The organism is Pantoea sp. OVA07A (genome assembly GCF_019969975.1).
GTDB classification, from domain to species: Bacteria; Pseudomonadota; Gammaproteobacteria; order Enterobacterales; family Enterobacteriaceae; genus Pantoea; species Pantoea agglomerans.
The window spans coordinates 172,661-198,556 of record NZ_JAHXYM010000003.1 but is presented as its reverse complement, the minus strand read 5'-3'; the positions used below and the strand labels follow the sequence as shown (position 1 = coordinate 198,556).

Genomic DNA, 25,896 nt, shown 5'->3' with positions numbered 1-25,896 from the left:
CATTACGCTGACTACCCGATTGCTATTAACACTGTACCCCTACATTCAAGGAAATTGTTATGAGCCTGAATATTCCCAACGCGCGCTTTTGCATCAACCGTAAAATTGCGCCCAGCCTCACCCTTCCGCAGTTTTTTAAACTGGTCAGCCAGCTCGGTATCCATAATGTCGAACTGCGTAATGATATGCCCAGTGGCCGCGTCACCGACGATCTCAGCGGCGACGAGGTAAAAGCCCTGGCGCGTGAGTCAGGCATCCGGATTGTGACCATCAATGCGCTTTATCCCTTTAATCAGCTGAATGAAGAGGTGCTGCAACGCACCCGCCAGCTGTTAAGTGATGCGCAGGCGGTCGGCGCTGAATCGCTGGTGCTCTGCCCGCTTAATGACGGCACGCCGATCAGCGCTGCCGACACTGTCACTGCGCTGAAAACCCTGGCCCCGCTGTTCGCTGAGGCAGGTATTCAGGGGCTGGTGGAGCCGCTGGGCTTTCCGCAAAGCTCGCTGCGTTCGGCTACTCAGGCTCAGACGCTGATCCATGAAGCGGGTGTGCCATTCAGATTGCTGATCGATACCTTCCATCATCATCTGTTTGAAGATGCGGAACAGACTTTCGAACAGGAGATCGATATTCAGCAGATCGGTCTGGTTCACCTTTCCGGCGTCACCGACCCGCGCCCGGTTAATCAGCTAACCGACGAAGAGCGCATCATGCTCAGCGCGGAAGACCGCTTGCGCAGTAAGCAGCAGGTCGAGCGACTGGAGAAGATGGGTTACACCGGCCTTTACGCCTTTGAGCCGTTCTCCTCAGTGATGAACAGCTGGCAGGAAGCGGACATTGCCCGCGAAATCCGCGACAGCATCCAGCTGTTAAACCACTCAGCTTAAGGAATTATCATGACTATTAATATTGGCGTCATCGGCACCGGCGCAATCGGTCGCGAACACATCCGCCGTTGCAGCACCGTGTTACAGAATGCGCGCGTGGTGGCGCTTAACGATATCAACCGTGAAAACTGCCAGCAAATCGTTAACGAGCTGACGCCGGAAGCGCGTATTTATGACAATGCGATTGATCTGATTAACGATCCGCAGGTCAATGCCGTGCTGGTCACCTCCTGGGGCCCGACGCATGAAGCCTTTGTGCTGGCCTGCATTGAGGCGGGTAAAGCGGTGTTCTGCGAAAAACCGCTGGCGGTTACCGCGCAGGGCTGCATGAACATTGTGGAAGCAGAAATTAAGGCAGGACGTCAGCTGGTGCAGGTCGGGTTTATGCGCCCTTATGACAGCGGCTATCGCGCACTAAAAGCGGTGATCGACAGCGGCGAAATTGGTGAGCCTTTGATGCTGCACTGCGCACACCGCAACCCGGAAGTGGGCGACAGCTATACCACCGACATGGCGATCACCGACACCCTGATCCACGAACTCGATGTGCTGCGCTGGCTGCTGGATGATGATTATGCCAGCGTGCAGGTGATCTTCCCGCGTAAAACCCGTAAGGCGTCGTCACATCTGCGCGATCCGCAAATCGTGCTGCTTGAGACCACCAAAGGGGCGCGCATTGATGTCGAAATCTTCGTGAACTGTGAATATGGTTACGACATTCAGTGTGAAGTGGTGGGTGAAAGCGGCATTGCTCGTCTGCCGGAGCCGGTCTCTGTGCAGCTTCGCAGCGCGGCTAAGCTCTCCACCACCATTCTGACTGACTGGAAAAAGCGCTTTATCGATGCGTATGACGTGGAGTTACAGGCATTTATCAACAACGTCATCAGCGGTGAGATGACCGGTCCCTCAGCCTGGGATGGCTACGCCGCCGCGGTGGCCGCTGATGCCTGCGTCGCGGCCCAGACTTCCGGTGAGATTGTGCCGGTCACTATGCCAGCAAGACCGGCTTTTTATCGCTGATAGCAACGCTGCACGGCGGGTTCCGCCGTGCATTTCCCCCTCCGTTTCATCTTTTCCAGCGGCTCTTCACGCATCATCGGTAACCGAATAAAGCCGCCAGGCAGGACATTGAGTCATACCGGCCTGAGCGCGCAGCACAGCCCACTGTTAACTCATTATCACGGCGCAGTTATCACAATTGCCACACGCCGATTTTGCGCGCGTCCCTGTGCACTATTGTTACTGGTAACCGGTGCACTCATGCCTAATCCACGTGTGATAATATTTTCGCGCGGTATAGCAGCCCCTTCCGCCCACTGTGCCGCGACTGCGTTAGCTCTTTTTAGCGACAGCTGTTGGTTATAATCCGGTTTGCCGTAATTATCGGTGTGCCCGTCAATTCGCACATGCTTAATACCGGTCGACGCCAGGTTTTTTGCCATCCCCTGAATGTTACTTTTGCTGGAGGGTGTAAGTTCTGATTCGTTTACACCAAACAGGATCTTATCTGATAAGCCTAATCCCCAGCCTTCCCTATTTTGAGTGAATCCCGCACGCTTCATCGCTGCGATCTGCGCCTCACTAAAACGTTCTTTAGACTGACAACCGACCAGCGCCAAAATAAGCAGCATCAGGGAAATATTTTTTTTCATCTTTAAGCCTTATTTGTTCGCTTATTTTTGTACATATTCATGTCAGCGCGTTCGAGAATAGACTCAACCGTATCGCCGTGTTGTGACCAGGCGTAGCCAATGGTAACCGAGGTATTTATCGGCGTACCTTCTGCAAGGATGATTTTTTCCATGATGAGGTCATGGATGTCCTGCATGAGTTGCTGTAATTGCTCCTCACTGACCTGACTGCTCACCAGCATGGCAAATTCATCCCCACCTAACCGGGCGACTAGATCCTGTTCAGATGCCAGTGATAACAGCCGTGCTGCTATCGCTTTTAATACCTCATCCCCGGCGGCATGGCCCCAGTTATCATTGATACTTTTAAAGCGATCGCCATCAAGAAAGAGTAAGGCAAAACGCTCCTCAGCATATTGCTGGTCGAGAAGCCGGGAAAGGTGAGCAGCAAACGCGCTGCGGTTTGCAAGACCGGTTAACGGGTCCTCCAGCGCTTTGGCTGCCAGCGAGCGATTATCTCGGATAAGCGAAGCCTTCAGCGATTGCATTTCCCTCAGCAACGAATTGAGATCATCTGAAAATAGCTGAAACTCACTCGTCGTGCTCTCCGGTATACGCAAGGAAAAATCACCGGAATGAATCACATAGTGAATCGAGCTGGTAATGTTGCGCAGTGTAGCGAGCATACCCCGATGCAGAAATTCACTCAGCAAAAGGGAGATAATCAGTACACATAGCATACCGCTGGTCAGAATCATGAAGGAGTATCGAATGAAACTCACCGCGCCGGTCACGGTGCCTTCCAGCGTTAATGTACCGACAGCAACGTCAGAGTGAATGATACTGACGTTAAGCGGTTTAAGATAAATCCACTCACGTAATAACCGCGAATACCAGCCCGTCTGCTCCTGCTGAGCATGCCAGTTGACCAGAACAATGTGATCTTTAGTGACCAGTTTCGCAGACGCGTACATCCCTTCATTGCCGAGCCGTGCAATTTTATTGTGCGCATCGTAACTGTCGGAAAAAACGGTCGCAGCGGTTAGCGTGGTGCTGAGGGTTGCGCCGATTAATTCAAGGTTTCGCTTCTCGTAATTTTTAATAAATAGCAGCGACGTCGAAGAGAGCAACAGCCAGCACAACAGTAATATCACCGCAGCGTTGATGGTGCTTATTTTTCGCAGTTTATTGCGTATCGATGATTTGTCATTTCTTAATTTATCGAATTTCATTTTATTCGCTTCTCTCGCGGGACAGCAAAAGCACGTCCGGACTCACCCTGACACCGCTTCTGGCAAGCGAATCAAGGTTAACGGAAAAAAGCGTGTGGCCCGGATGAAAAATCAGGCAAAACGCGGCGCCCCGCGTGCAATCCGCATTGTTCTCCGCGAGGGTAAGGACGGCTCTGCCCTTAAACTGCTGAATCAGGTCCACCTGCTGTTGTGACGTCTGATCGCCGAAATAGACGGCGTCGCATCTGTGCGACGGCAGGTCGCCTGCGCTGGCAAGATAAACAACGGTGAATGTGGCTGCCGCAGAGGAGGCATTGTCCGGCAAGGAGAGATGCCGGGCTGAAGAAAAAATACATAATTGAGGCGGTTGTTTTAAGCCCGTCCACTGGGTGAAGCTGATAATACCACTGACGATATCATTGGCTTTGCCATCTTTTATTTCGGCACTGGCAATATGAGGAATAAGCAGCAGCAAAATAAGTCCCGTATAAACGAGTTTGCAGATGTGGCGTATGAAAAGCAGCACATCGACGTCATGATGAATTTGATATTTATCGATCATACTGCGTTCCCAAAAATTCTACGCATGGCAGGACGCCTTAATAAGCGCGGAAATATTAGCATAGCGGTGATTAAATTTGTACTTCTGGTTTGGTTTGCCACATACCCTGTTGTTGTACTTTTATCTGGCGTAAGAATCACTGTGCTATCAGTCAAAATAAGGTTTTAAAATTTCTTCGGTCCAGTGCATAAAGGCTCTGACACGCCGCGACAGATTTCGTCGGTGCGCGACAACAAAAGAGGCACTGAGCGGCTCAGGACACAGATCGGTAAGGACTTCAACCAGCGCACCGCGCTCAATATAGGGCGCCAGCGTGGAGTAACCGCCCTGAATCAAGCCCAGCCCGGCCAGTCCCGCCTCATGATAGGCCGGTACGCTATTTACCCTTATGGCGCCGGGTAACATCAGCAATTGATAGCCGTCATCCGCCGGATACTCCCAGCCATCTGGCTTCGAACCAAAGCTCCGCTGGTAATGGACCATCTGGTGTCCCTGACTGAGAAGGTCATCAATCGTCTGCGGTATCCCAAAGCGCGCCAGATAGCTGGGACTGGCGGCATTAATCATGCGTAGTTTCCCCAGCGGGCGAGCAATAAGCGTGTCATCAACGATTGGCCCCAGACGAATAACACAATCAAACCCTTCATGAACTAAATCAACGCGCCGATCGGTACTTGAAAGCTCGATCTCCAGTTCAGGGTGTGCCTCCAGCAACTGAGGCAGCGCGGGGATTACCACGCATTGTGCCAGCACGGCAGGCATATCAACGCGTATCCTGCCCCGCAGTGACATCCCCTCGTGAGAGAACATGGACTGTAATTCTTCGGCTTCCGATAACAGATCGCGGGCGCGTGAGTAAAAAGCCCGTCCATCTTCCGTTAACTGCACTGTTCGCGTGGTGCGATGCAGAAGTGTCGCGCCTGTCTCCCTTTCGAGTTCGCGCACCACTAGTGAGGCGCGTCCTTTCTGAATACCCAGGCTTTCAGCTGCCTGAGTAAAACTCTTCATTTCCGCCACGCGTGCAAAAATAATCAGCGCCTCAAGGTTTTTCATTCATTGTTCCCCTTCAGAGTAACAGTGCGTTATTTCTTACGTTATTTATCACCATATTAATGGGTAATAGACTGCTTTCACACCGCGGATATTACAGAACGCGATCTGAACGTTATGAAGGTGAACCGTCTTTCTGAAAGGCTCAACGCCGTTGCGAACTGCCATGCAGATTTGTGTACATAAGCACTGTCTCAGAACACTGCCGGTTCCGCGGCAAACATGGCTCAGGGTATCGGGAAGCACTCAGTGAAAAGGTGGTTACTCACCACTCAATCCGTTAACCCGAAGGAAGAGTTGAAAACTTAGCCCCCATTCCGGATTTGGTGCACGCCAGTCGCGCTGCCTTACGCTGGATTTTACCCCCTGTCAGGAAGGAAAAGAGAAATGAACAAAGGTTATTTAATCGCTCACGTGACCGTATCGGACCCTGTCGCATACGCTGACTATGCCAGAGCTGCAGGCGAAGCCATGCAGGCGTTTAATCCGAAGATCGTTGCCTGGTCAGGGCAGTATGAAAATCTGGAGGGAGAGGCGCATGAACGGCATGTGGTATTTGAGTTCGAATCTTTTGCCGAAGCCAAAGGTTTTTATGAAAGCCCTGCGTATCAGGCTGCCAGGCTGTTGCGTGCAGGGGCTGCGCACGGGACGTTTGTGCTGGTTGAAGGGGCAAGCCTTTAAACACTTCACCGTCATGTGCCGATGCTGACTCCAGCGAACCAGGCTCCCGCAGGATGTCATCAGCATGCAAAGTGGTGCCTGAATTAACCGGAGAACGCGGCGTTTAATGTTCTGTGAATTGATGCTATGCCGGTAAGGTAACGTGCAACAGGCAAGGGGGTGGCTGTGTCTGACTTTATGACTTCCGCAGATCGCTTCCATCCTCTTCTGCTTTCATTAAAGCAGCACGGATGAGGTTTTTCTTACAGACGCTCACTTTCGGGGCAGGCGCAGGCCAAAGATATTGTGCCCGTTCTCATGCCGGTAGTAAGCACTTCCGCCATGTAAAGCGGCGATGGCGCGTACCAGCGACAGTCCCAGCCCGGTTCCGACCGTATGACGGACGTTATCGCCCCGCCAGAAGCGTTCAAATAATTTTTCAGGCTCCTCCAGCGCTTCGCCCGCGTTCAACACCTCAATCTCAACGTAGTCAGCGTGATGACAGGTACTGACCTGAATCGTGTCTTTTTCTGGCGAATAACGAATGGCATTGATCAACAGATTACTCATCGCACGCTGGAACAGCATTTTATCCGCGGTGAGGCTGCCTTCGGCGCTCAGCTCAATGAGCTTCTCCTGCTCTTCCGCAACCGGTTCAAGAAAGTCGATCAGCGATTCCAGCGCGTCCTGCAGCAGGAAGTCCTGTTTATTGAGTCTGATATTGTGGTGCGTGGCGCGAGCCAGGAAGAGAATGTTTTCAGTGAGACGCGACAGACTCTCAAGCTCTTCAATGTTGCCTTCGAGCAGCGTCTGATATTCAGCGGCTGAGCGTTCATGACCCAGCGCGACCTGATTCTGGCCCAGTAACACATTAATGGGCGTGCGGATTTCGTGGGCCAGATCGTCGGCAAACTGGGTCAGACGGATAAAGTCCGTGGATAAGCGCTGACGCATAGCGTTAAGTGCATTGCCAATCGGTAGCAGCTCCTGCGGGATAGCCTGAAGCGGCACGGGCTGATTTAACCGGTCACTGGCCGTTTCTGCCACGATCTTACTTAACCGGCCGATCGCCCTTAGCCCTCTGCGAATCAACAGCGGACTGACTGCGGCGCACAGCAATATGGCCGCCAGTGAAACCAGAATGCTTTGCTGGCGATAACGCTCCAGCATCAGTGCTCGCTCCCGCGCGACCCGGGCAAGCGTAATAGTTACCGGCCCGAGCGAGGAGTTTGCCTGCAGGCTTAACGCCGACGCTTCCGTCTTATCCGCATTGATCCAGCGGTGCAGCTGTTTCTCACTGGGTGGCGTACTGACCGGCGTGGGCGAGATCGCGGGCAACGTTATCCCGGTATGATTAATACTGACGTTTTGCTCATGCTGCGAGCGGATGCTGAGAATGTCCTGATGGATATCGACCATCCGATTGAAGTAGAGCGGCAGCGAGCTGGGATGGGCACCATCTTCAAGCAGTTGTCTTAACTGCGCCGCCCGATTAATCAGCGTTTGATCGTCCCGCCAGACCAGTTCACTGCGTAAAGCTTTATACAGAATCAGGCTGATGCCGCCACAGGCCATCGCCATGATAAGCGTAAAAATCGCGGTCAGCCGCAGCGTCAGAGAAGGGCTAGTCACCCTCGCCTCCTTTTTCTGACAGGCAATATCCCATGCCCCTTACCGTAGTGATGAGCTTTTGAGGAAAGGGATCGTCGACTTTACGGCGCAGGCGGCGGATAGCAACATCGACGATATTGGTTTCACTGTCGAAATTAACGCCCCATATTTCGCTGGCCAGCAGCGTCCGCGGCAGAATCTCACCGTGACGGCTGGCGAGCAGCCATAACAGCATGAACTCTTTGCGCGTCAGTGCAAGAGTGACACCGTCACGTAGAACCTGAAAGCGCGCTGAGTCCAGCACCAGATCGCCCACCCTTAGTACGCTACTGTGCGGCTGCTGCTGCCGGAGCTGATTCCTTACCCGAGCCAGCAACTCCGCAAAAGAGAACGGCTTAACCAGGTAATCATTGGCCCCCAGTTCCAGCCCTTTCACCCGATCATCCACCGAGTCTCTGGCAGTCAGGCAAATTACCGGAATCTGACTGGCGGTACGCAGGGTTTTCAGCACCTGCCACCCATCCATCCCCGGCAGCATAATATCCAGTATCACCAGGCTGTAGGGATGTGACAGCCCCAGATGCAGGCCATCCCGGCCGTCTGCGGCGTAATCCACGATATAGCCCGCTTCTTCCAGCCCCTTACGCACCCAGGCGCTCGCCTTCTGGTTATCTTCAATCAGTAATAGTTTCATCGGCGCAGTTTGCCATGAAATTTATGACCGCCACAGTGTTTCAGCGCCAGATGACAATATGGTCATCTTTCTGACAGGCAGAACGAACAACCGTACAGGTATAACAGCGGGGTGATTAACACCGGAGTATCAAAAAATGAAAAAGAGTCTCACTGCCCTGGCCCTCACTACGCTGCTTGCCGTTCCCGCGGTCACCTTCGCGGCCAGTAAAAATCCGCTGAGCGTTCACGTGCTGAACCAGCAGACCGGGCTGCCGGCCTCAGAGGTTGAGGTAATGCTTGAGCAGAAACAGGGAGAAAGCTGGAAAGTACTGAATACCGCCAATACTAATCAGCAGGGTCGGATTGATGCCCTTTGGCCAGCAAAGCCCTTTGAGGCGGGAGACTATCGGGTGATTTTTAAAACCGGTCACTATTTTGCGGCACATCAACAGCAGAGTTTCTTCCCCGAAATCCCGGTGGAGTTCCATATCACCAATACCACGACCACCTATCACATTCCGTTGCTGCTGAGCCAGTACGGATATTCCACCTATCGCGGGAGCTGAGATAAATGAAACGTTTACTGCTGGCATTGATGCTGACAACCGGACCTGCCGTGGCGCTCGCTGCTGAGCCAGCCTCCGTCTATGACATGACGCAGGCGCTGAGTAATCAACTGGCAACGGAGGCCTTGTCCGCCTGCCATAATATGAATCGTCAAGGCGTAGTCGCCGTGGTAGATCGGGGTGGAAATCTGGTCACGCTGATGCGGGATGACAACGTGGGGCCGCACAACACTCAGGCGGCATGGCGTAAAGCGTTTACTGCGCTCTCCACCAAAACGCCAACCAGACAACTGACCATAAAGGCGCAATCCTCACCGGAAAGCGTCAACCTGAATACGGTTAATGAGCTATTGCTGCTTGGCGGCGGCGTGCCGGTGCAATATCGCGGCCAGTGGATCGGCGCTATCGGCATGGCGGGCACCGGCGGCGCGGAATCCGACGATCAATGTGGGACCGAAGCGATTAACAAAGTGCTGGGTAACAGCAAGCAACCGTAATCATGATGAACGCGCGGCGGGTATATTCCTGCCATACATGGGGAATAAACTGTTCCCCGTGTTGTTTAGATAAGTCGCCGCAAGAACGACTGCTTTGTGCCAGGAACGGACATTGTATATTTGAATACTGCGATAAATTTTTGATAATTATGCATATGCATTAAAAAGACAATTATCGGAGTGGCCTGTTAACAGTTCTTATGCAGATTACGATAGCCTCCTGGCGTTCTTCCGATATGACGTTTGAAGGCCAGAGAAAAAGAGGGAACAGATTTATATCCGGTTAATCTGGCTATCTCAGTAATACTTAAGTGATGCTTTCTGAGTTCAGCGCATGCCAGCTCCATTCGCCATGACGTCAGATAATTCCCGGGCGTTGAACCGGTAAGCTGATGAAACCTACTGGCGAACGCACTGCGGGACATAGCCGATTTTGCAGACAGACTTGCCAGCGTCCAGTCTGCAGATGGAGAAGAATGTATCAGTGTCAGTGCGGGTCCTATTTTCCTGTCACCGAGGGCATTCAGCCAGGATGTCCCTTTCTGATTAATCTCTAAGTATTCCCTCAGCATCTGCACCAGAACAAGTATTGCCATGCTACTGGCCACAATGTCGTGTCCGGGACGAAGCGCTGATGTTTCATGCGAAAGCAAAGTGATAAGGGCGGTGAGTGCAGGAGAAGAACTTTCCTCTCGTCGTGAAACCAGCACCTGAGGCAGATGTTTTAAAAGCAGCGGGCTGGAAGCCTCCTCAAATACGAATCTCCCCCCAATCCCCTCACTGATAAGTTCTCCCTGTCCGTAGCGGACCACACCATCCGCTTCACGGTGAGAAGAGAAAATCTGCCGTCCGTCACTTACCATCAATGCCGGACTTGAGCCACAGCAGTAAGCGTCACCCGAAGTCAGAAGATAGAAGTCCCCTTTTTCAAGCAGCAGAGGCTGCATTCCGTCCATCCAAAGCCAGAATTTCCCCTCAAGCACAGTGCCGAACTTAATGTGTTTATAAGAGGGAAACCGCATTGCCCAGGGGCCACGTGCTTCCATACGGGCCGTAAGGATGGCCTCTGCCTTCAGAAGTGAAAGAATATCAGACAACGGATCCATAACTTCCTGGACGAATGAATAATAAAAAAGGGATTTCTATAATAAAAGAAAGCGTTTGTCTGCGTCATTATCATTTGAAGCTTAACGGAGAAAACAAAATGAAATACGCAGAACTGGGTAAAACTGGGATTTATGTTTCACGCATTTGTCTCGGGACGATGACATTTGGCGGGGCGGATAATGCCGCCGGTAATGCCATCGGCCGCCTGACGGGCAAAGAGGCGGACATTATCGTTGGTGAGGCGCTGGACGCCGGCATCAATTTTATTGATACCGCGGATATCTACGGTATGGGGGGCTCTGAAAGCGTGCTGGGCGAAGTGCTGGCACAGCGACGCAGTCAGGTTTTTCTTGCAACAAAAGCGCACAGCAGAATGAATGCGGGCGCAAACGATGCAGGGCAGTCGCGCTATCACCTTATGCAGGCGCTGGAAGCCAGCCTTAAAAGGCTTAAGACCGATCACATTGACCTTTATCAGGTCCACAATTTTGATACCGTAACACCGATTGAAGAGGTTCTGCGGACACTGGACGACATGGTGCGTCAGGGCAAGGTTCGCTATATAGGCTGTTCGAATTATGCCGGCTGGCAGATTGCCAAAGCTTTGGGTATTTCAGGTGAACATAAGCTGGAGAAATTTGCCAGCGTACAGTCTTTTTATTCACTGGCCTGCCGCGACATTGAACATGAACTCCTTCCGGCAATTAAGGATAGCCAAACCGGACTGTTATGCTGGAGCCCTCTTGCAGGAGGCCTGCTTTCAGGCAAATTTGACCGCAGTGGTAGTCATGAGGCCTCTGCAAGACGCGCAAAAATTGAATTTCCACCCGTTGATAAAAGCCTGGCATGGGACATCGTGGATGTTATCAAAACAATTTCTGAAAAACACCGCACTACTCCTGCCAGCATCGCAATAGGCTGGCTGCTGTCTTCTAAGCAGGTGACGAGCGTCATAGCAGGTGTGCGCAATGTGCATCAGCTCAGAGATAACCTTAGCGCGCTGTCTGTTAATCTCAGCGAGGAGGAAAAAGAAATGCTGGACAAGGTCAGTCATCCGGGTACACGTTATCCCGGATGGATTCAGTCATATAATGCCGCGAGCCGCTATCCGGCAGGCTTTCCTGATACCGGGCCTAACTGGATATTAGGTGAATCCCCTGTTTAACACGGGCTCAGAGCTATAAAAATAACTAAGCTTTTAATAACTTTGCTGAGTCCGGGTTCCTGACGGGCTCTGCTGACTCAGGCAGTGAACATTATGGTTAGCATCTATTGCTGTTAACATCTTCAATTTAACTCACTCATGCTGTTAGTTCCTTACGCCGGCTGAAAACTTTCGTAGAGAGTAAAATTTTATCCTATCAAACTATTATTAAGTATAATCTAATATAAAAGCTGATTGACATGGTAAGGCTGAATATTAATGTTCTTCATATGCATCTATTTGTTGCATGAAAAAAGGGTCTATATTTAAATCGCGTCAAAAATCCAGAGTAAATAATACTTTAAATATTGCCATTATTTATTGTGGCAAATAATTCTACTCATTGTTTAATGATATGATTCTGTTAAAAATTAAATGCCATTTTGGTCAAACTTAGAGTCGGCTGATTTGTTCGTAAGGAACGCGATGTCTCGCAGCGTTGCTTTTGAAAAAGTTCTATAAGTTCAAGTTAATTTTTATGCGAGTAAGTTTTATGTATTTCTTAAAGTAGAGTTTTGTTGGAGTGTTACTCTTAATTTTAAGTGAAATTTATTTGTCTTTTATGTGAAAAGAATATAAATTGAAGTTAAGATTGTAACGCTGGCAGTGTTGTAGATTACTTACTATAGTTTGATAGTGACGAAACCTGTTAAAGTAAATACGATAAAATATGAAAAAATTAACTATTACTGAGTTTGCAAAGAAAATAGGTGTAGGTGTTGCAACAGTTGATCGGGTGCTTAATGATCGGGGTGGAGTATCGCCGGCCATGGAGAATCTAATACTCAAGGCCGCCCGTGATGCGGGACTTAAGCGTATTCTGCCGGAAAAGCATAGACCCTCCTGGCAGCTTGAGGTCCTATTGAGCAGTAATAAATCTTTTTTTTTCGAACAGCTTGCTAAAGATTTTTCCATGCTGGCGGATAACTTAGGCTATCGCAGAATAACACTTCATAAAACTTTATTCTCTGAAGCTTCTCCGGAAAAAATGGCAAAACACATTGAAGCCAGCAGTAAAAAAATGGACGCTTTGATTATATTTGCACATGAGAGCCCACTTATTTATGAAATGCTGACCCTGTGTAAATCTCGCGGTGTCCCGGTAATAACCCTTGTGGCAGATTTACCAGGATCTGATAGATTGTGCCACGTAGGAATTGATCAATATAGCGCAGGCCGTACATCAGGCTTTGTACTTGGTGGTATGCTACCATCACATGGGGACGTGGTGATAATTAGCGGCCGTACGCAATACGCAGTCCATCGTCAGCGTGTCGATGGCTTTATTTCAGTAATGCAGAAATTTTATCCTAAAATCAATGTGCGCGAACCTATTTACAGTCAGGATGAACGGGAGCTTATCAGTCTTTTATTAAACCGAACCCTTGCATCTGATAAAGATATTGTCGGAATTTATAATACAGGCATGGGTAACACTCAGGTTAGTGAGATTTTGAATGATTATAATCTTAGAGGTAAAGTAGTTTACGTCACTCATGAACTTTACAATACAACACGGCAATTACTCGAACAACGAGTGCTGACATTGACCATAGATCAAAATACGTTGAGGCATGCTCAGCTGGCAATAACACTGGCGCTACATTATCTTGAAATGGGTGAGCAGCCTGATGAATATAAGTCAGGAAAGGTTGATTTTATGCTGTACACTCCTGAAAATTATAGGTGATATAAAATTGGTTACGATTGATTCAGAATAATGGCCCCCTCATTAATACTCTTAATCTTCCGCTGGTTGGTAAAACCCCTATAACTCTGAATGTCGGACCGCAACGAGCTGTCGCAGATACAATATGTTGTAGTTTTCTAAGCTACTATCGATACTACACATAGTAGATTCAAGATAAGCGGCAAGCCAACACCAGGCCAGGGATTCAGGAGTTTTCAGCCACTGCACGTCTTCGGCCCCCTGCGGTTTTTTTTTGCCTAAAGCGGGTTATTTATCCTGCAGATACCGTGGGATCCGTCCGGAACGCTGCCCGAGATACGCTTGCTATCTTGCCGATGCCTTTTATCATTAAGCTCAAACGGCGGCTGCTCCGGCCGGCCACGATAAGAGCAAAAGCCACTGAATACCTCTTTGAACCGCCTGCACGGCGGTTTTTTTATTCTTCTCTCGGCGTTACGTGATCGGCAGCACATGGTTTGTGCCGTTCGCTTTTTTTTTAGCAAGGCTTACAGGTGACAGCGTTCGCTGAACGCCGGATTTTCCGGGATGCATAACCTTTTCTGCCCGGCTGCTTCCGCAGCTGACCCACTCAGATGGCGGTTTTTTGCCTGTCGCCTGCATGTGCGATAGGTATGTTATGTCTATTTTGGCAAAACTACACTGTCATCGTACATTTGACGGCCGCTTTTCGCTCAAAGCGGACCTTGCAGCACGTATGTCCGCTTTGTGCCAAAGTTACGTAAGGAAGGAATTAAGCCATCCCGTAGGATGGCTTATGAGATACTGTTACTGAGATGACAGACCTCAGAAATGCGCCGACAGCACGCCGTTTACAGACATATAAAAGAAGCACTTAAAGGAAATTTTAACCAGCGTTTGTGCGGAACACGCTAACAGCGTCCCTCAGATTAGCGGCTCGACTTGCAAGTTCATCAGCAGACGATGCTGACTCTTCAACGAGCACGGCATTCTGCTGTGTGACCTGATCCATCTGAGTAACGGCAATATTTATCTGCGATACCCCTGCACTTTGCTCTTCTGAAGAAGATGAAATTTCTCTCACCAGCTGTGCTGTCTGTTCAATCGCATCCATACTCTCCTTCACTTTTTCACCTGCATCCCGGGCCATCGAAATGCCCTGCTCAGCATTCTCCACAGACTTTTCGATCAGTCCTTTAATTTCTTTCGCCGCGCCAGCCGAGCGCTGTGCCAGCGACCTGACTTCCGCCGCAACAACGGCAAAGCCTTTACCGTGCTCACCGGCCCGGGCAGCTTCAACAGCCGCGTTTAACGCGAGAATATTCGTCTGAAACGCAATCCCATCAATGACAGAAATGATTTCCTTAATCTGCCCTGCACTGCTGCTGATTTTCTCCATGGAACCCAGCACTGATTCCATTGCCTGACCGCCACGCAATGCCGCGCTGGTAGCCGAGCTGGCCATTTCTGCAGCATGGCGGGTGTTTTCAGCATTGTTGCCGATGATCGAAGAGAGCTGTTCCATACTGGCGGCTGTTTCAGCCAGTGATGCAGCCTGTTCTTCCGTCCTCGCAGAAAGATCGCCGTTACCGCGGGCAATCTCCTCAGATGAGGTGGCAATGGTGACGGCATTAGATTTAATGTTTTCTACCGTCACCGTCAGGCGCTGACTCATCTGCAGTAATGCCTTAAGCAGACCGGCTGTTTCATTGCGTCCTGTCACGGAAAAAGATGCTGTCAGATCGCCTTCTGCTACTTCAAGCGCAAGCTTTGACGCGGCACCGATAGGTCGTGTAACAGAACGGATAATGATCAATGCGAAAAAGACAGAAAGCAGGACCATAAAGAGAAGAACGCTCAGCAAACCATACTGTGCATTCCGGTGGTCCGTAATCTGCTGGTTCAGCATGTCATTCAGTTCATTACCGCCCGCAATCGCGTAGGTGCTGAATCTGTTAATCGCGCTGGTAAAAATTGCGGCATAGTCCTGAGGATTCTGATTCGTCATACTGCGGCTAATAAATAACGCCCCTGCAGTTTTCAGGGCATTTTGGGCTTCCTGCACGGCCGCGTCTGCATCGGCACTGAATTTCTGCTTCAGCCCTGTATCAGACGAAAAAAGCTTCTCTGAGTCCTGAGCAAACATATCCAGATTATAGGCACCCGTGCTGATTAATGATTCCATACGGACAGAGTCAGCCTCACTAACGGCTTCTTTCCTGGCAAGCAGTGAAGTCCCGAACGCACGAATTTTACCCAGACTTTCGGTAAGCTCAGGCAATGATGAGAAATTGCTGATAATCAGGCGGTACGTACTGATATCTGAATCAAGCGACAAACCGTAAAAATCCAGCACGTCGCGGTTTGTGTTAAGAAGTTTGCGGATGAGTTGCGCATGTGCGTCAAGACTGGTCGTTTGATTCAGTTTCGAAGCATCAATGTCCTGCTGCAGCGCGTCCCACTGTGCACGCACCCCATTGATTTTTTCGATTAAACCCGCACTGCCTTCTGTCTGCGCCATCTCTTTCTTGATGGCATCGGTGATAGTAACAATGTCATCTCTAACACTTAGACGCGATGAGGTGGCAGGATTTTTTTGCGCAATAGCGAGGGCTGTTTCAGCGCGATGGCGCTGTATCAGATTCAACAGGGCAAGGATTTTGTTTTCAGCAGGCACTCCTGTTACTTCTTTCTGCTTGTCCTGAATATATTTATTACCTTCTGACACAAAAAGCACGGTAGGAACTGAAAAAAGAACAAGGCAAAACAAGCCCAGAATTGCAAACTTAGCGGTAAGATTAATATTGTTAAGAATATTACTCATTTTTACACCCTGCTGAATTAATTTTTATAAGAACACAAATAATGCAGATTAAAAGCATCTTAATCATCATTATCGGTTAACTATTCATTAACTTTATAGCAGGCGTAAGAAAGAGAATATTTAGGTTGAATCGCAACAAGGTCTAACCTGTTACCCAGTAATTAGACAATACTGATGTTAACAATTACCTCATAAGAGGTAGGAAAGATTGTTAATATCAACTTCTCTCTTAACGAATTTTATACATGATTCATGTCCACTTTATGCCAGGAGCGGACGTTCATGATTTTAAAATAAGCATAAAAGTGCATACGATTTCAGAAAGCATTAACTGCCTGGTACAGATTACAGAGACAGGCCGGACTCACCAATAAAATCGACAAAGCAGCGTATTCTCGGTGAGAGATACCGGCTGGCTGGCCAGAGTGCCGAGAAAACCCCCTGCCTGGTACAGCTACCTGGCAATACCTCTTTCAGTTGCCCCGTGTTCAAAGATTCGCGAACGACAAAACCGGGCACATAGCAAATCCCCATACCTGACAGGCTCAGGCGAACAGAAGCCTCTATATTATTTACGGTCAGTACAGGGGCTGTCCTCAAGTCAGTACCCGGGCACATACCGCGCAGTTCCCAGGGCTGGAGCAGCCCAGTTGAAGGAAAACGAAAAGAAATGCACCTGTGCATCGTTAAATCCGCTGGCGAGCCGGGCACGCCATACTCATTCAAATAGTCAGGGCTGGCGCAGAGCACAAAACGAAAATCACCAACCTTTTTAGATTTCAGTCGGGAGTCCGTCAGTTCACCGCTTCGTATGGCTATATCAAATCCTTCATCAATGATGTTTACCAGCCGGTCGCTGAAATCGAGATCGAGTTCTACATGAGGATAACGGCGGGAAAAGTCCGGCAGAAGAGGAAGGATCAACCTGTAGCCAATGACAGGAAGTGAAACCCTGAGCCTCCCGGCAGGCTGCGCTAAGCTGCTCGTCAGTTCTGACTCCGCCTCCTGTAATTGCTCAAGGATATGCTGGCAGCGGATTAATAAAGCAGCCCCCTCCGCTGTCAGACTCACGTTTCTTGTACTGCGGTATAAGAGACGTACGCCCAGTTTATGCTCAAGTCTGGCGACATTCTTCCCGACCGCTGAGGCAGAAATCCCAAGCAGCCTTGCGGCCTGTACAAAACTCAGCGTCTCCGCTGTCCGGACAAACGAAGTAAGAGAGGTCAGACTGTCCATTGATTATAAACTTAATGTCCATTAAGAAGAGATTTTCAGTGTATTTATTCACTCTGATGTCTGCAATAACATTACTGAAGTTTGTTAACCCATCCGCTTTTCGGAAACATAAGGTCACCCAATGGCAACTTCAGCCAGAACACCCAGTTCAATGGCCAGGAATATGGCAGCCTTTTCTGTCTATCTGGCGGCTATATTGCTGCCGTTAAGCTTTACCGGTGGTGTAATCTCCACGCCGGCAATACAACAGGCTCTTGGCGGCTCGCCTGCCGCGCTGTCATGGCTGACGAATGGATTTATGCTGACTTTCGGCAGTTTTTTGTTGTCAGCCGGTGTTGCTGCGGATGTTACTGGCAGAAAGCGCATTTTTACCGCAGGCTCAGCCCTGTTTTGCCTGAGCAGCGTTATGATCTGCCTGACACAGGATATCTTTATGGCTGGGTTGTTCAGGTCACTGCAGGGTCTTGCGGCGGCCTTGATATTGGCCAGCGGCAGCGCCGCACTGGCCCGTCTCTATGAAGGTCCGGACAGGACACGGGCCTTCAGCATACTTGGCACTATGTTTGGCGTGGGCCTGGCGTTCGGCCCTGTGTTGATGGGTTTCATTACGGATGCTTTGGGCTGGAGATGGTTGTATGCCATGTTAGCTCTGCTTTCAGGCATTGTACTTTTGACCGGTGCTGCGTTTCTGCCAGCATCAGAAGAGAGCGGACATCAGAAACCAGACGGCACAGGATTAATCATGTTTACTGCAGCCCTGATGTTATTTACATCAGCGGTGATGCTTATACCTGCCTTTGGGTTTTTATCGTTTCCCACACTCGCCCTTTTCATTTCCGCCATGCTGCTTTTCAGCGGGTTTGTAGTGCGTTGCCTGGGGGTTGAAAATCCTGTTCTGGATATCTCTCTGCTGCTGCGCCCGCGCTTTGCCGGCGTTCTGCTACTGCCGATAGCAACATGCTATTGCTATGTTGTGCTGCTGATTATTATTCCGCTGCATTTTATGGGCGGTGACGGGATGAGTGAGTCCCGGAGCGCTTTTTATCTTATGGCGCTGACGTCTCCAATGCTGGTTTTCCCTTCCATTGCCGCACTGCTGACAAGGTGGTTTTCTCCAGGAACCGTTTCAGCTGCAGGACTTATTATTGCATCAGTCGGGCTGCTTTTCCTCGGATACGCACTACCGGGTAACAGCAGTAATTTTCTTGTGCTTTCACTGATTATGACCGGTACCGGCGCTGCGCTTCCATGGGGACTGATGGATGGTCTGGCACTTTCAGCTGTATCTGTGGAGAAAGCGGGCATGGCCGCAGGCCTCTTTAATACCGTTCGCGTTGCCGGAGAAGGGATCGCTCTGGCGATGGCGTCAGCATTTTTAAAAGAAATGAATGATTTGAATCTGAAAAACACCGTTCACGGGTATGCGCCAGAGGTCATTCACCAGGCTGCCGCATGGCTGGGGGGCGGCAGTACTGAGCAGGCCGCTGCGATGTTACCCGGTATTTCACGATTATTGCTTCAGGACAGTTATGACACTGCGTATACGTTTCTTTTTAGAGTTCTGGCTGCTGTCACGCTGATTTGCGCGCTGATGGTCTGGATCACGCTGGGTCGGCAGAGGCAAGGCTGTGCTGCAGGCAATACGCTGGCCAGAGATGAGTGAAAAATCGTGATCGAATAAGGTCGTAAGCGTTCATTTCATCGCATCCGCTTTTCGCTCATAGCGCGCATTATCCGATGTCAGACCACTCTATGCCAGGAGCGGACGTTGTTGAGTTCACACAGCATGAATTCATGAAAACAGGAACGTCATATTTTGTCTTGATTAACGCGGGATGAAAGCTCCTCATGGCTCTCTTTTCGTTCACTGTAGCGATCGGCAAGGTAACCGGTCTGTCCCTTGAGTATAAGGGTGATTTTAAACAACTCTTCGGCGACATCGACGATACGATCATACCAGGACGAGGGTTTCATTCTCCCGTTCTCATCAAATTCCTGCCATGCTTTGGCCACTGAAGACTGGTTGGGGATCGTAAACATCCGCATCCAACGTCCCAGAATTCGCATCTGGTTCACGGCATTGAAAGATTGCGAACCGCCGCATACCTGCATGACCGCCAGAGTTTTTCCCTGGGATGGGCGAACGGCCCCTTCGCTTAAGGGAATCCAGTCGATTTGTGCCTTCATCACGGCACTCATTGCCCCATGCCGCTCCGGGGAACTCCACACCATCCCGTCACACCACCTGACCAACCCGCGCAACTCGGTGACTTTTGGGTGCGTATCCGGGGCGTCGTCCGGCAGGGGTAAACCTGAAGGGTTAAACAGTCTGACCTCCGCTCCCATCGCCTCCAGCAGGCGACCTGCTTCCTCTGCTGTAAAACGACTGTAAGAACGCTCTCTTACCGAGCCATACAGAATCAGAATGCGTGGCGGCTCATGGAGCTGCAGACGTTCAGCAATATGATGATCGAAGCAATCAGCGTTCAGGGCAGGAAAGTGCTCCATTTTTTCTCCTTCGGGTGGCTCTGGTGATTTCAAATTAAACACATATGATTTAACATATATGTATTCTAAAGGGAATGGAGTAATAAATGCTACAGCCTGTTCAGCTTTTTAAGATCCTGTCGGATGAAACCCGGCTCGCAATTGTCATGCTTCTCCGGGAATCGGGCGAACTGTGCGTATGCGATATATGTGCGGCTACCACTGAATCACAGCCTAAAATTTCCCGTCACATGGCTATCCTGCGTGAGGCTGAACTGGTACTGGACCGTCGGGAAGGGAAATGGATTCACTACCGTCTCTCACCCCACATGCCCGCATGGGCCGGCGAGACGATAACGACGGCATGGCACTGCCTGCGCGATGATGTGCGTGAACGACTGGAAAAATCCGCATGTACTTCCTGCTGACAAGCTTAATCACATACACATAAGCATATATAAAGGAGTCGGAAAATGTTTCTGGCAGGAAGTATCTTTATACTCACGCTGGTCCTGGTCATCTGGCAGCCCAGAGGCCTCAGCATTGGCTGGAGCGCAAGTATCGGAGCCGTGCTGGCGCTGGGAATGGGAGTCATCCACTTTGAAGATATCCCTGTCGTCTGGAATATCGTCTGGAATGCAACAGCGGCGTTCATTGCGGTAATCGTCATCAGCCTGCTGCTTGATGAGTCTGGGTTCTTTGAATGGGCCGCACTGCATGTTTCCCGCTGGGGTAACGGGCGCGGTCGCCTGTTGTTTACGTGGATAGTACTGCTTGGCGCTGCTGTTGCTGCGCTGTTTGCTAACGACGGTGCAGCACTGATACTGACACCGATTGTGATTGCGATGCTGCTCGCTCTGGGGTTCAGCCAGGGAACGACACTGGCATTTGTCATGGCTGCAGGATTCATCGCTGATACCGCCAGCCTGCCGCTGATTGTCTCTAACCTGGTAAATATTGTCTCGGCGGATTTCTTTGGCCTGGGCTTTACGCAGTACGCCTCCGTGATGGTTCCTGTGAATCTGGCAGCCGTTGCTGCCACGCTGGTCATGCTGCATCTCTTCTTCCGCCGCGATATCCCTGCCAGATATGACGTCTCACTGCTGAAGATTCCTGGCAGTGCGATTAAGGATCCTGCGACGTTCAGGGCTGGCTGGATTGTTCTGCTGTTCCTGCTGGTCGGTTTCTTTGTTCTTGAGCCGCTGGGGATCCCTGTCAGCGCTATAGCAGCAGTTGGCGCAGCGGTGCTGTTCGTGGTGGCAAAGAGGGGCCAGGCCATTAATACCGGGAAAGTGCTTCGCGGTGCGCCCTGGCAGATCGTGATTTTCTCGCTGGGTATGTATCTGGTCGTCTATGGCCTGCGTAATGCCGGACTCACTGAGTATCTTTCTGCCGTACTCAATATGCTGGCAGACAACGGTTTATGGGCTGCCACGTTCGGCACCGGCTTCCTGACTGCCTTCATGTCGTCGGTGATGAACAATATGCCGACGGTGCTGATTGGTGCGCTGTCCATTGAAGGGAGCACTGCGACTGGCGTCGTCAGAGAAGCAATGATTTACGCCAATGTGATTGGCTGCGATTTAGGTCCCAAAATTACCCCAATCGGGAGTCTGGCAACCCTGCTGTGGCTGCATGTACTGGCACAGAAAAACATGAGCATTACCTGGGGATATTACTTCCGGACAGGCATAATTATGACCCTGCCCGTGCTGTTCGTTACTCTGGCCGCGCTGGTATGGCGGCTCTCTGTCACTTTGTAATGAGATACTGATATGAGCAATATTACCATCTATCATAACCCGGCCTGTGGCACCTCACGTAACACGCTGGAGATGATCCGTAACAGCGGCAACGAACCAACAATTATTTATTATCTCGATACGCCACCGACACGAGAAGAGCTTACCAGGCTGATTTCAGAAATGGGGATTTCTGTACGTGCATTGCTGCGTAAGAATGTTGAGCCTTATGAGCGATTGGGTCTGGATGAAGATAAATTTTCTGATGCGCAGTTGATCGATTTTATGCTTCAGCACCCGATCCTGATTAACAGGCCGGTAGTAGTGTCACCATTAGGGACACGACTTTGCCGTCCCTCAGAAATTGTGCTGGATATTCTCCCTGAAGGTCAGAAAGATTCTTTCACCAAAGAGGATGGAGAAAAGGTGACTGATGAGGCAGGGAGACGGTTTAAGTAACCTGGCGAGTTCACATTAGCGGACACCGGGCGTCCGCTTCCCGCTCATAGCGGCCCTTCCAGAGCGCAGGTCTTCTGCGTGCAAAAGCGGAACTCGATGAGAGATGAAGAAGATCAACTATCACGTTGCTTTTCTAACCGGATGAAAGTGCCATCCAGATTTGCTTTATTACCCCAGCCGAGTTGCATGTAAAATTTTGCCGCACGGCTGTTTTCATCGGTTTCCAGCCAGGCAATTTCGTGATGTCTGAATAACTCCTGTTCCGCAAGCATAGTGAGTCTGCGACCTATACCTCTGCTTTCGTATTCAGGAAGAACAAAAAGACCATAAAGGCAGCCTTTATCCTTTAAAATCATTGAAAAACCGATAATTTCGTCATTATCACAGGCAACCCATGCACAATGGTCGTTTTTGATCATATCGCCCACGACGCTTTCTGTGATCCCCATTCTTCGCATTTCTTCGCGGCTCAGATGATTCTCCGTAACAGATGTTCGGACTGAGAAAATTCCATCAACATCAGAAAGTTGTGCTGGCCTTATACCTATACTCATAAGACTTACTCCATGTATGACAAAGCTAAATCCTGATGATAATGAATTCAGATCCTCTTAGGAGCCACAGAACCGTCAATGAGATGCCTGCTATTTATTTTCCGTTCCTCGCTCAAAACGCATTTTAACCAGCTTCTGCAGTTAACCCGCCCCTTTGCCAACAGACTCAGCCAGCAGGCCCGGAACGCTGTGCGGTCCGGGGATGTTAAGCTGTTCGATTGAGGTGTCCCAACATATTAAAATGCCACTGAAATTATATGCTTTGCGTTCCTTCAGCTGATGGCGAGACCCTGACCCGGAATGCAATAACCAGCGCGGCAGTAAGCATGATACAGGCAGCTGTAATGAATACCCCCGTCACCCCGTTGAGGCCATATATCAGGCCACCTATTGCTGCACCCGCGGCAATGGAGGATTGGACGGCGGCGACCACCATACCCCCTGCGCTCTCGGCCTCATCGGGAAGAGTCCGGGCGACCCAACCTGACCACGCCACCGGTATGCCACCAAATGCCAGCCCCCACAGCATTACCAGCGCTGTAAGCCCGGCGATTGATAACGGCAGAGTGATCATACCCAGTGCCGCTGCTCCAACCAGAGCAGGCATAATAATCAGCGTAAAACGCAGGCTGCGTTCCATCAGCCACCCTGCCGACAGTGTCCCGATAAAGTTAGCAACGCCAAACACCAGAAGTATTAATGCCAGCCCTTTTGCGTCTATGTGTGCGAGTCCTTCCAGCGCAGGCCGTATATAGGTAAACAGCGCATACTGGCCGGTGTGTGCAAGCACGCACCCCAGCATGCCCACGCTCACGCCCGGCCTCTGGAGCAGAGAAAATACGGATGCCGTCCTGGTCTTGACTACCGGCGGCATTCCGGGCAGCGTCAGCCACTGAAAAATAAAAGAGAGTGCGCCAACCGCAGCAGCGGCAATAAACGCGCTACGCCAGCCAGACATCTCGCCCAGATAACTTCCCAGCGGTACGGCAACAACAGTACCTACCGCGATTCCACTAAAAATGATCGACAGCGCCCGCGGTACCAGCCTCTCCGGCACTAGCCTCATCGCAACCGCCGCTGCCATACTCCAGAATCCACCCAACGCGATACCCAGCAGGATGCGCATTGCCAGCAGCATGACAATACCTGAAGAGAGCGCCACGAGCAGATTTGAGAAGATCATAAGGGCGGTAAAGCTCAACAACACGACGCGCCGGTCCAGCGCACGCGTTAATCGCGGTATCAGTAATCCGGCAAATAACGCAATCACCGCCGTCACTGTTACGGCCTGTCCTGCAAGAGATTCTGACACACCCAAATCCCGTGCAATAGGCGTTAATAAGCTGGCAGGCAGGTACTCTGCGGTGAGCAGGCCAAAAACACCCATGGTTAACGAAAAAACCGCAAGCCAGGCTGGCTGGATTTTCTCATCTCTTTGCACTCTTTCTTTGTGAACCCTGATAGAAGTTTCATCCGTCATTTCTAAGTCTCCTGGAAAGTCGTTTCAGGAGAAGAAGTCTATTCAGGCGCAGCTGGATGATCTATGCTCTAAAACCCTCACTTTTTTACCCAAAACCCGAAAAGGCATATGACTTCATCCTTCGCTCTGTCATCAGAACTCATCAGCGAGCTGCTTTCCGGTCTACGGCTATACGGCGTGCGATATCAGCGTATCCAGACGGGAGATACGTTTGGCCTGAACTTCGCAAGCAGGCCCGGTCATGCTTATCTGCACTACGTCGCTGTAGGGGAGATGGTGCTTCATAGTGCAAACGGCGAAGTTCTTACGCTTTCAGCCGGAGAGGCTGTATTTCTTCCCCACGGCGAACGGCATCAGCTTTTGTCGGCAACAGCCGCCGACGTGCTGGATATCGACAATATTGAAACGGCACCACTCGATGAAAAAGTGAGTGGGATTGATACCTGCCCGAGTACTCAGGAAACGCCAGGTGCTGTGCTGTTTTTTGGTTGTATGAAAATCGATCTGGGAAGCATGCAGCGGCTGGCGGATGTGCTGCCTGAAATTATGCATGCCGATGCAAAGGGGATTCAGTGGCCGGGACTCATGCATATCCTTGATGCGATGAAGCGTGAGATATGCTCCGGACGCGTGGGCTATGCAGGTATTCTCGCCAGGCTTGCCGATGTGGCTGGAGCGATGTTTATCAGAGGATGGGTGGAAGACGGTTGCGGCAATAGCCCTGGCCTGGCTGCAGCACTGCGCGATCCGCGTCTGGCTCAGGCCATCCTGGCGATTCATCGCGAACCGGGCCGCGACTGGAGCGTGGCAGAACTCGCCGCCGAATCGCATATATCCCGCTCCGCATTCGCCGAAAGGTTTCAGACCACCATCGGCGTCCCACCGCTACGGTATGTAACGGAAGTAAAGATGCATCTCGCTGTCCGCTGGCTGTCGTCAGAAAACATTACTGTCGACACCGCATCGCAACGGTTAGGATACTCCTCTCAGGCTGCTTTCAGCCGGGCTTTTAAGCGTGTAACGGGCAAGTCTCCAGGCGCGGTTCGTTTGCTTAGCTAATGGTGTTTTATCCCTGGCGGGGCTAGCAGTAATCGCAACGTAGCCTGACTTCCTTTGTGCTCCAGCAAAGGCAGCATCAAATAAATAAATCACATTAAAAACAGTATCCGCTTTTGGCATATACCGGTCATCAGCCCGATGACAGTTTACTTTGTGACAGGAGCAGACGTCAGTTCCAATTAATATAGTCAGCGCAATGCCTTTGAGAAACAGATAGCTTCTGTCCTGCCTATATATGGGCCGTAATTCTCAATAGGGACATAACCATTTTTCATGTAGAAATTTACAGCACGATAGTTGATGTGGCGGGTTTCCAGCCTAACTTCGATATATCCCATCTCTTTTGCTGATTTTTCAAGGAAAGTGAGTAAAGCACCACCAATCCCTGACTCACTTCGGTCTGAAAACATTCTTTTAAGCTCGGCTATATTTTGGGTAAAAGGCCGTATAGCACCGCATCCCACAGCTCTGCCTTGAGAATTCTTTGCTAATGCCCATAAAGCTTTGTCATCACTCATTGCTTGGGTGGTGAAATTGCTTTTGCCGTTATCACCAGTAATAGCGGCAAGTTCTGCTGATAGCATTTCGATTAAACGATGGGTTTCTGAAGAGAATGGATCAGATTTTTCTACTTTTATCATGGTTATACCCTGCAGGATGAGTGTGACCAACATAAAGCATCCTGCTAAGAAAAGCATCAGCTC

Annotated in this window: 25 protein-coding genes; 12 read left to right on the top strand and 13 right to left on the bottom strand. The window is 50.4% G+C overall.

Features of this window, described 5'->3' with window-relative positions; genetic code table 11:
* Positions 1 to 59 precede the first annotated feature (59 nt).
* Together LC417_RS12095 and LC417_RS12090 are read left to right on the top strand one after the other, a co-directional pair.
* The gene (locus LC417_RS12095; RefSeq protein WP_022624757.1) at positions 60 to 887 is read left to right on the top strand and encodes a TIM barrel protein; all 828 of its coding nucleotides are present in this window, start codon (positions 60 to 62) and stop codon (positions 885 to 887) included.
* A 9-nt stretch (positions 888 to 896) separates the two neighbouring features.
* Positions 897 to 1,907, top strand: coding sequence for a Gfo/Idh/MocA family protein (locus LC417_RS12090; RefSeq protein ID WP_010670304.1), 1,011 nt, complete (start codon positions 897 to 899; stop codon positions 1,905 to 1,907).
* A gap of 158 nt (positions 1,908 to 2,065) precedes the next feature.
* Here the strand turns inward: LC417_RS12090 and LC417_RS12085 are convergent, their stop codons facing one another.
* The 4 genes from LC417_RS12085 to LC417_RS12070 all read right to left on the bottom strand — a co-directional run bounded on the left by LC417_RS12085 (position 2,066) and on the right by LC417_RS12070 (position 5,365).
* Positions 2,066 to 2,539 carry an OmpA family protein gene (locus LC417_RS12085; RefSeq protein ID WP_109651757.1) on the bottom strand — a complete coding sequence of 158 codons (474 nt, stop codon included), beginning with the start codon at positions 2,537 to 2,539 and terminating at the stop codon, positions 2,066 to 2,068.
* 2 nt (positions 2,540 to 2,541) lie between these two features.
* A complete protein-coding gene (locus LC417_RS12080) occupies positions 2,542 to 3,750 on the bottom strand; it encodes a diguanylate cyclase domain-containing protein (protein ID WP_060679096.1) in 1,209 nt (402 codons plus the stop codon).
* 1 nt (position 3,751) lies between these two features.
* Positions 3,752 to 4,312, bottom strand: coding sequence for a YfiR family protein (locus LC417_RS12075; RefSeq protein ID WP_010670301.1), 561 nt, complete (start codon positions 4,310 to 4,312; stop codon positions 3,752 to 3,754).
* Between the two features lie 147 nt (positions 4,313 to 4,459).
* Positions 4,460 to 5,365 (bottom strand): LysR family transcriptional regulator, encoded by a 906-nt coding sequence (locus LC417_RS12070; RefSeq protein ID WP_061703439.1) that lies wholly within the window; start codon positions 5,363 to 5,365, stop codon positions 4,460 to 4,462.
* 384 nt (positions 5,366 to 5,749) lie between these two features.
* On the opposite strand from LC417_RS12070, the gene LC417_RS12065 reads away from it, so the two are divergent.
* Positions 5,750 to 6,043 (top strand): DUF1330 domain-containing protein, encoded by a 294-nt coding sequence (locus tag LC417_RS12065; RefSeq protein WP_010670299.1) that lies wholly within the window; start codon positions 5,750 to 5,752, stop codon positions 6,041 to 6,043.
* Between the two features lie 252 nt (positions 6,044 to 6,295).
* Here the strand turns inward: LC417_RS12065 and LC417_RS12060 are convergent, their stop codons facing one another.
* The gene (locus tag LC417_RS12060) at positions 6,296 to 7,654 is read right to left on the bottom strand and encodes a heavy metal sensor histidine kinase (protein WP_223565894.1); all 1,359 of its coding nucleotides are present in this window, start codon (positions 7,652 to 7,654) and stop codon (positions 6,296 to 6,298) included.
* Complete coding sequence (gene hprR / locus LC417_RS12055) at positions 7,647 to 8,327, bottom strand: response regulator transcription factor HprR (RefSeq protein ID WP_033773881.1); 681 nt, start codon at positions 8,325 to 8,327, stop codon at positions 7,647 to 7,649. The genes LC417_RS12060 and hprR overlap by 8 nt, the downstream gene beginning before the upstream one ends.
* A 136-nt stretch (positions 8,328 to 8,463) precedes the next feature.
* On the opposite strand from hprR, the gene uraH reads away from it, so the two are divergent.
* Together uraH and LC417_RS12045 are read left to right on the top strand one after the other, a co-directional pair.
* Positions 8,464 to 8,874 (top strand): hydroxyisourate hydrolase, encoded by a 411-nt coding sequence (gene uraH, locus LC417_RS12050; RefSeq protein WP_010247303.1) that lies wholly within the window; start codon positions 8,464 to 8,466, stop codon positions 8,872 to 8,874.
* A gap of 5 nt (positions 8,875 to 8,879) precedes the next feature.
* Positions 8,880 to 9,371, top strand: coding sequence for a heme-binding protein (locus LC417_RS12045; RefSeq protein ID WP_010247306.1), 492 nt, complete (start codon positions 8,880 to 8,882; stop codon positions 9,369 to 9,371).
* Between the two features lie 188 nt (positions 9,372 to 9,559).
* Here LC417_RS12045 and LC417_RS12040 read toward each other — a convergent pair whose 3' ends face one another.
* Positions 9,560 to 10,477, bottom strand: a complete 918-nt coding sequence (locus tag LC417_RS12040; RefSeq protein WP_010247307.1) for an AraC family transcriptional regulator — start codon at positions 10,475 to 10,477, stop codon at positions 9,560 to 9,562.
* Between the two features lie 98 nt (positions 10,478 to 10,575).
* Here LC417_RS12040 and LC417_RS12035 point away from each other — a divergent pair, with 98 nt between their 5' ends.
* Together LC417_RS12035 and LC417_RS12030 are read left to right on the top strand one after the other, a co-directional pair.
* The gene (locus tag LC417_RS12035; RefSeq protein ID WP_223566038.1) at positions 10,576 to 11,643 is read left to right on the top strand and encodes an aldo/keto reductase; all 1,068 of its coding nucleotides are present in this window, start codon (positions 10,576 to 10,578) and stop codon (positions 11,641 to 11,643) included.
* 709 nt (positions 11,644 to 12,352) lie between these two features.
* A complete protein-coding gene (locus LC417_RS12030; RefSeq protein WP_033760284.1) occupies positions 12,353 to 13,372 on the top strand; it encodes a LacI family DNA-binding transcriptional regulator in 1,020 nt (339 codons plus the stop codon).
* An 865-nt stretch (positions 13,373 to 14,237) separates the two neighbouring features.
* Here the strand turns inward: LC417_RS12030 and LC417_RS12025 are convergent.
* Together LC417_RS12025 and LC417_RS12020 are read right to left on the bottom strand one after the other, a co-directional pair.
* Positions 14,238 to 16,175: a methyl-accepting chemotaxis protein gene (locus LC417_RS12025; RefSeq protein WP_033760282.1), complete on the bottom strand. Its 1,938-nt coding sequence runs from the start codon at positions 16,173 to 16,175 to the stop codon at positions 14,238 to 14,240.
* Positions 16,176 to 16,520: 345 nt separating this feature from the next.
* A complete protein-coding gene (locus LC417_RS12020) occupies positions 16,521 to 17,411 on the bottom strand; it encodes a LysR family transcriptional regulator (RefSeq protein WP_033786930.1) in 891 nt (296 codons plus the stop codon).
* Between the two features lie 121 nt (positions 17,412 to 17,532).
* Here LC417_RS12020 and LC417_RS12015 point away from each other — a divergent pair, with 121 nt between their 5' ends.
* Positions 17,533 to 19,074: an MFS transporter gene (locus LC417_RS12015; protein ID WP_182504960.1), complete on the top strand. Its 1,542-nt coding sequence runs from the start codon at positions 17,533 to 17,535 to the stop codon at positions 19,072 to 19,074.
* A gap of 146 nt (positions 19,075 to 19,220) precedes the next feature.
* Here LC417_RS12015 and arsH read toward each other — a convergent pair whose 3' ends face one another.
* Positions 19,221 to 19,919 (bottom strand): arsenical resistance protein ArsH, encoded by a 699-nt coding sequence (gene arsH, locus LC417_RS12010; RefSeq protein WP_033760278.1) that lies wholly within the window; start codon positions 19,917 to 19,919, stop codon positions 19,221 to 19,223.
* Positions 19,920 to 20,005: 86 nt separating this feature from the next.
* Here arsH and LC417_RS12005 point away from each other — a divergent pair, with 86 nt between their 5' ends.
* Genes LC417_RS12005 through arsC form a run of 3 tightly spaced genes read left to right on the top strand, consistent with a single transcriptional unit; the run spans position 20,006 to position 22,099 of the window.
* Complete coding sequence (locus tag LC417_RS12005; protein ID WP_022624488.1) at positions 20,006 to 20,326, top strand: transcriptional regulator; 321 nt, start codon at positions 20,006 to 20,008, stop codon at positions 20,324 to 20,326.
* 45 nt (positions 20,327 to 20,371) lie between these two features.
* A complete protein-coding gene (locus LC417_RS12000) occupies positions 20,372 to 21,661 on the top strand; it encodes an arsenic transporter (protein ID WP_033786925.1) in 1,290 nt (429 codons plus the stop codon).
* A gap of 12 nt (positions 21,662 to 21,673) precedes the next feature.
* Positions 21,674 to 22,099 (top strand): glutaredoxin-dependent arsenate reductase, encoded by a 426-nt coding sequence (gene arsC / locus LC417_RS11995; RefSeq protein ID WP_033786923.1) that lies wholly within the window; start codon positions 21,674 to 21,676, stop codon positions 22,097 to 22,099.
* Positions 22,100 to 22,212: 113 nt separating this feature from the next.
* On the opposite strand, the gene LC417_RS11990 is transcribed toward arsC, so the two are convergent.
* Complete coding sequence (locus LC417_RS11990; RefSeq protein WP_033760268.1) at positions 22,213 to 22,653, bottom strand: GNAT family N-acetyltransferase; 441 nt, start codon at positions 22,651 to 22,653, stop codon at positions 22,213 to 22,215.
* Between the two features lie 253 nt (positions 22,654 to 22,906).
* On the bottom strand, positions 22,907 to 24,133 hold the full coding sequence (locus tag LC417_RS11985) for an MFS transporter (RefSeq protein ID WP_223565893.1): 1,227 nt from the start codon (positions 24,131 to 24,133) through the stop codon (positions 22,907 to 22,909).
* A gap of 108 nt (positions 24,134 to 24,241) precedes the next feature.
* Between LC417_RS11985 and LC417_RS11980 the strand changes: the two genes are divergently transcribed.
* Positions 24,242 to 25,192 carry an AraC family transcriptional regulator gene (locus LC417_RS11980; RefSeq protein WP_022624746.1) on the top strand — a complete coding sequence of 317 codons (951 nt, stop codon included), beginning with the start codon at positions 24,242 to 24,244 and terminating at the stop codon, positions 25,190 to 25,192.
* 188 nt (positions 25,193 to 25,380) lie between these two features.
* Here LC417_RS11980 and LC417_RS11975 read toward each other — a convergent pair whose 3' ends face one another.
* Positions 25,381 to 25,866 carry a GNAT family N-acetyltransferase gene (locus tag LC417_RS11975; protein ID WP_223565892.1) on the bottom strand — a complete coding sequence of 162 codons (486 nt, stop codon included), beginning with the start codon at positions 25,864 to 25,866 and terminating at the stop codon, positions 25,381 to 25,383.
* Between the last annotated feature and the right edge of the window lie 30 nt (positions 25,867 to 25,896).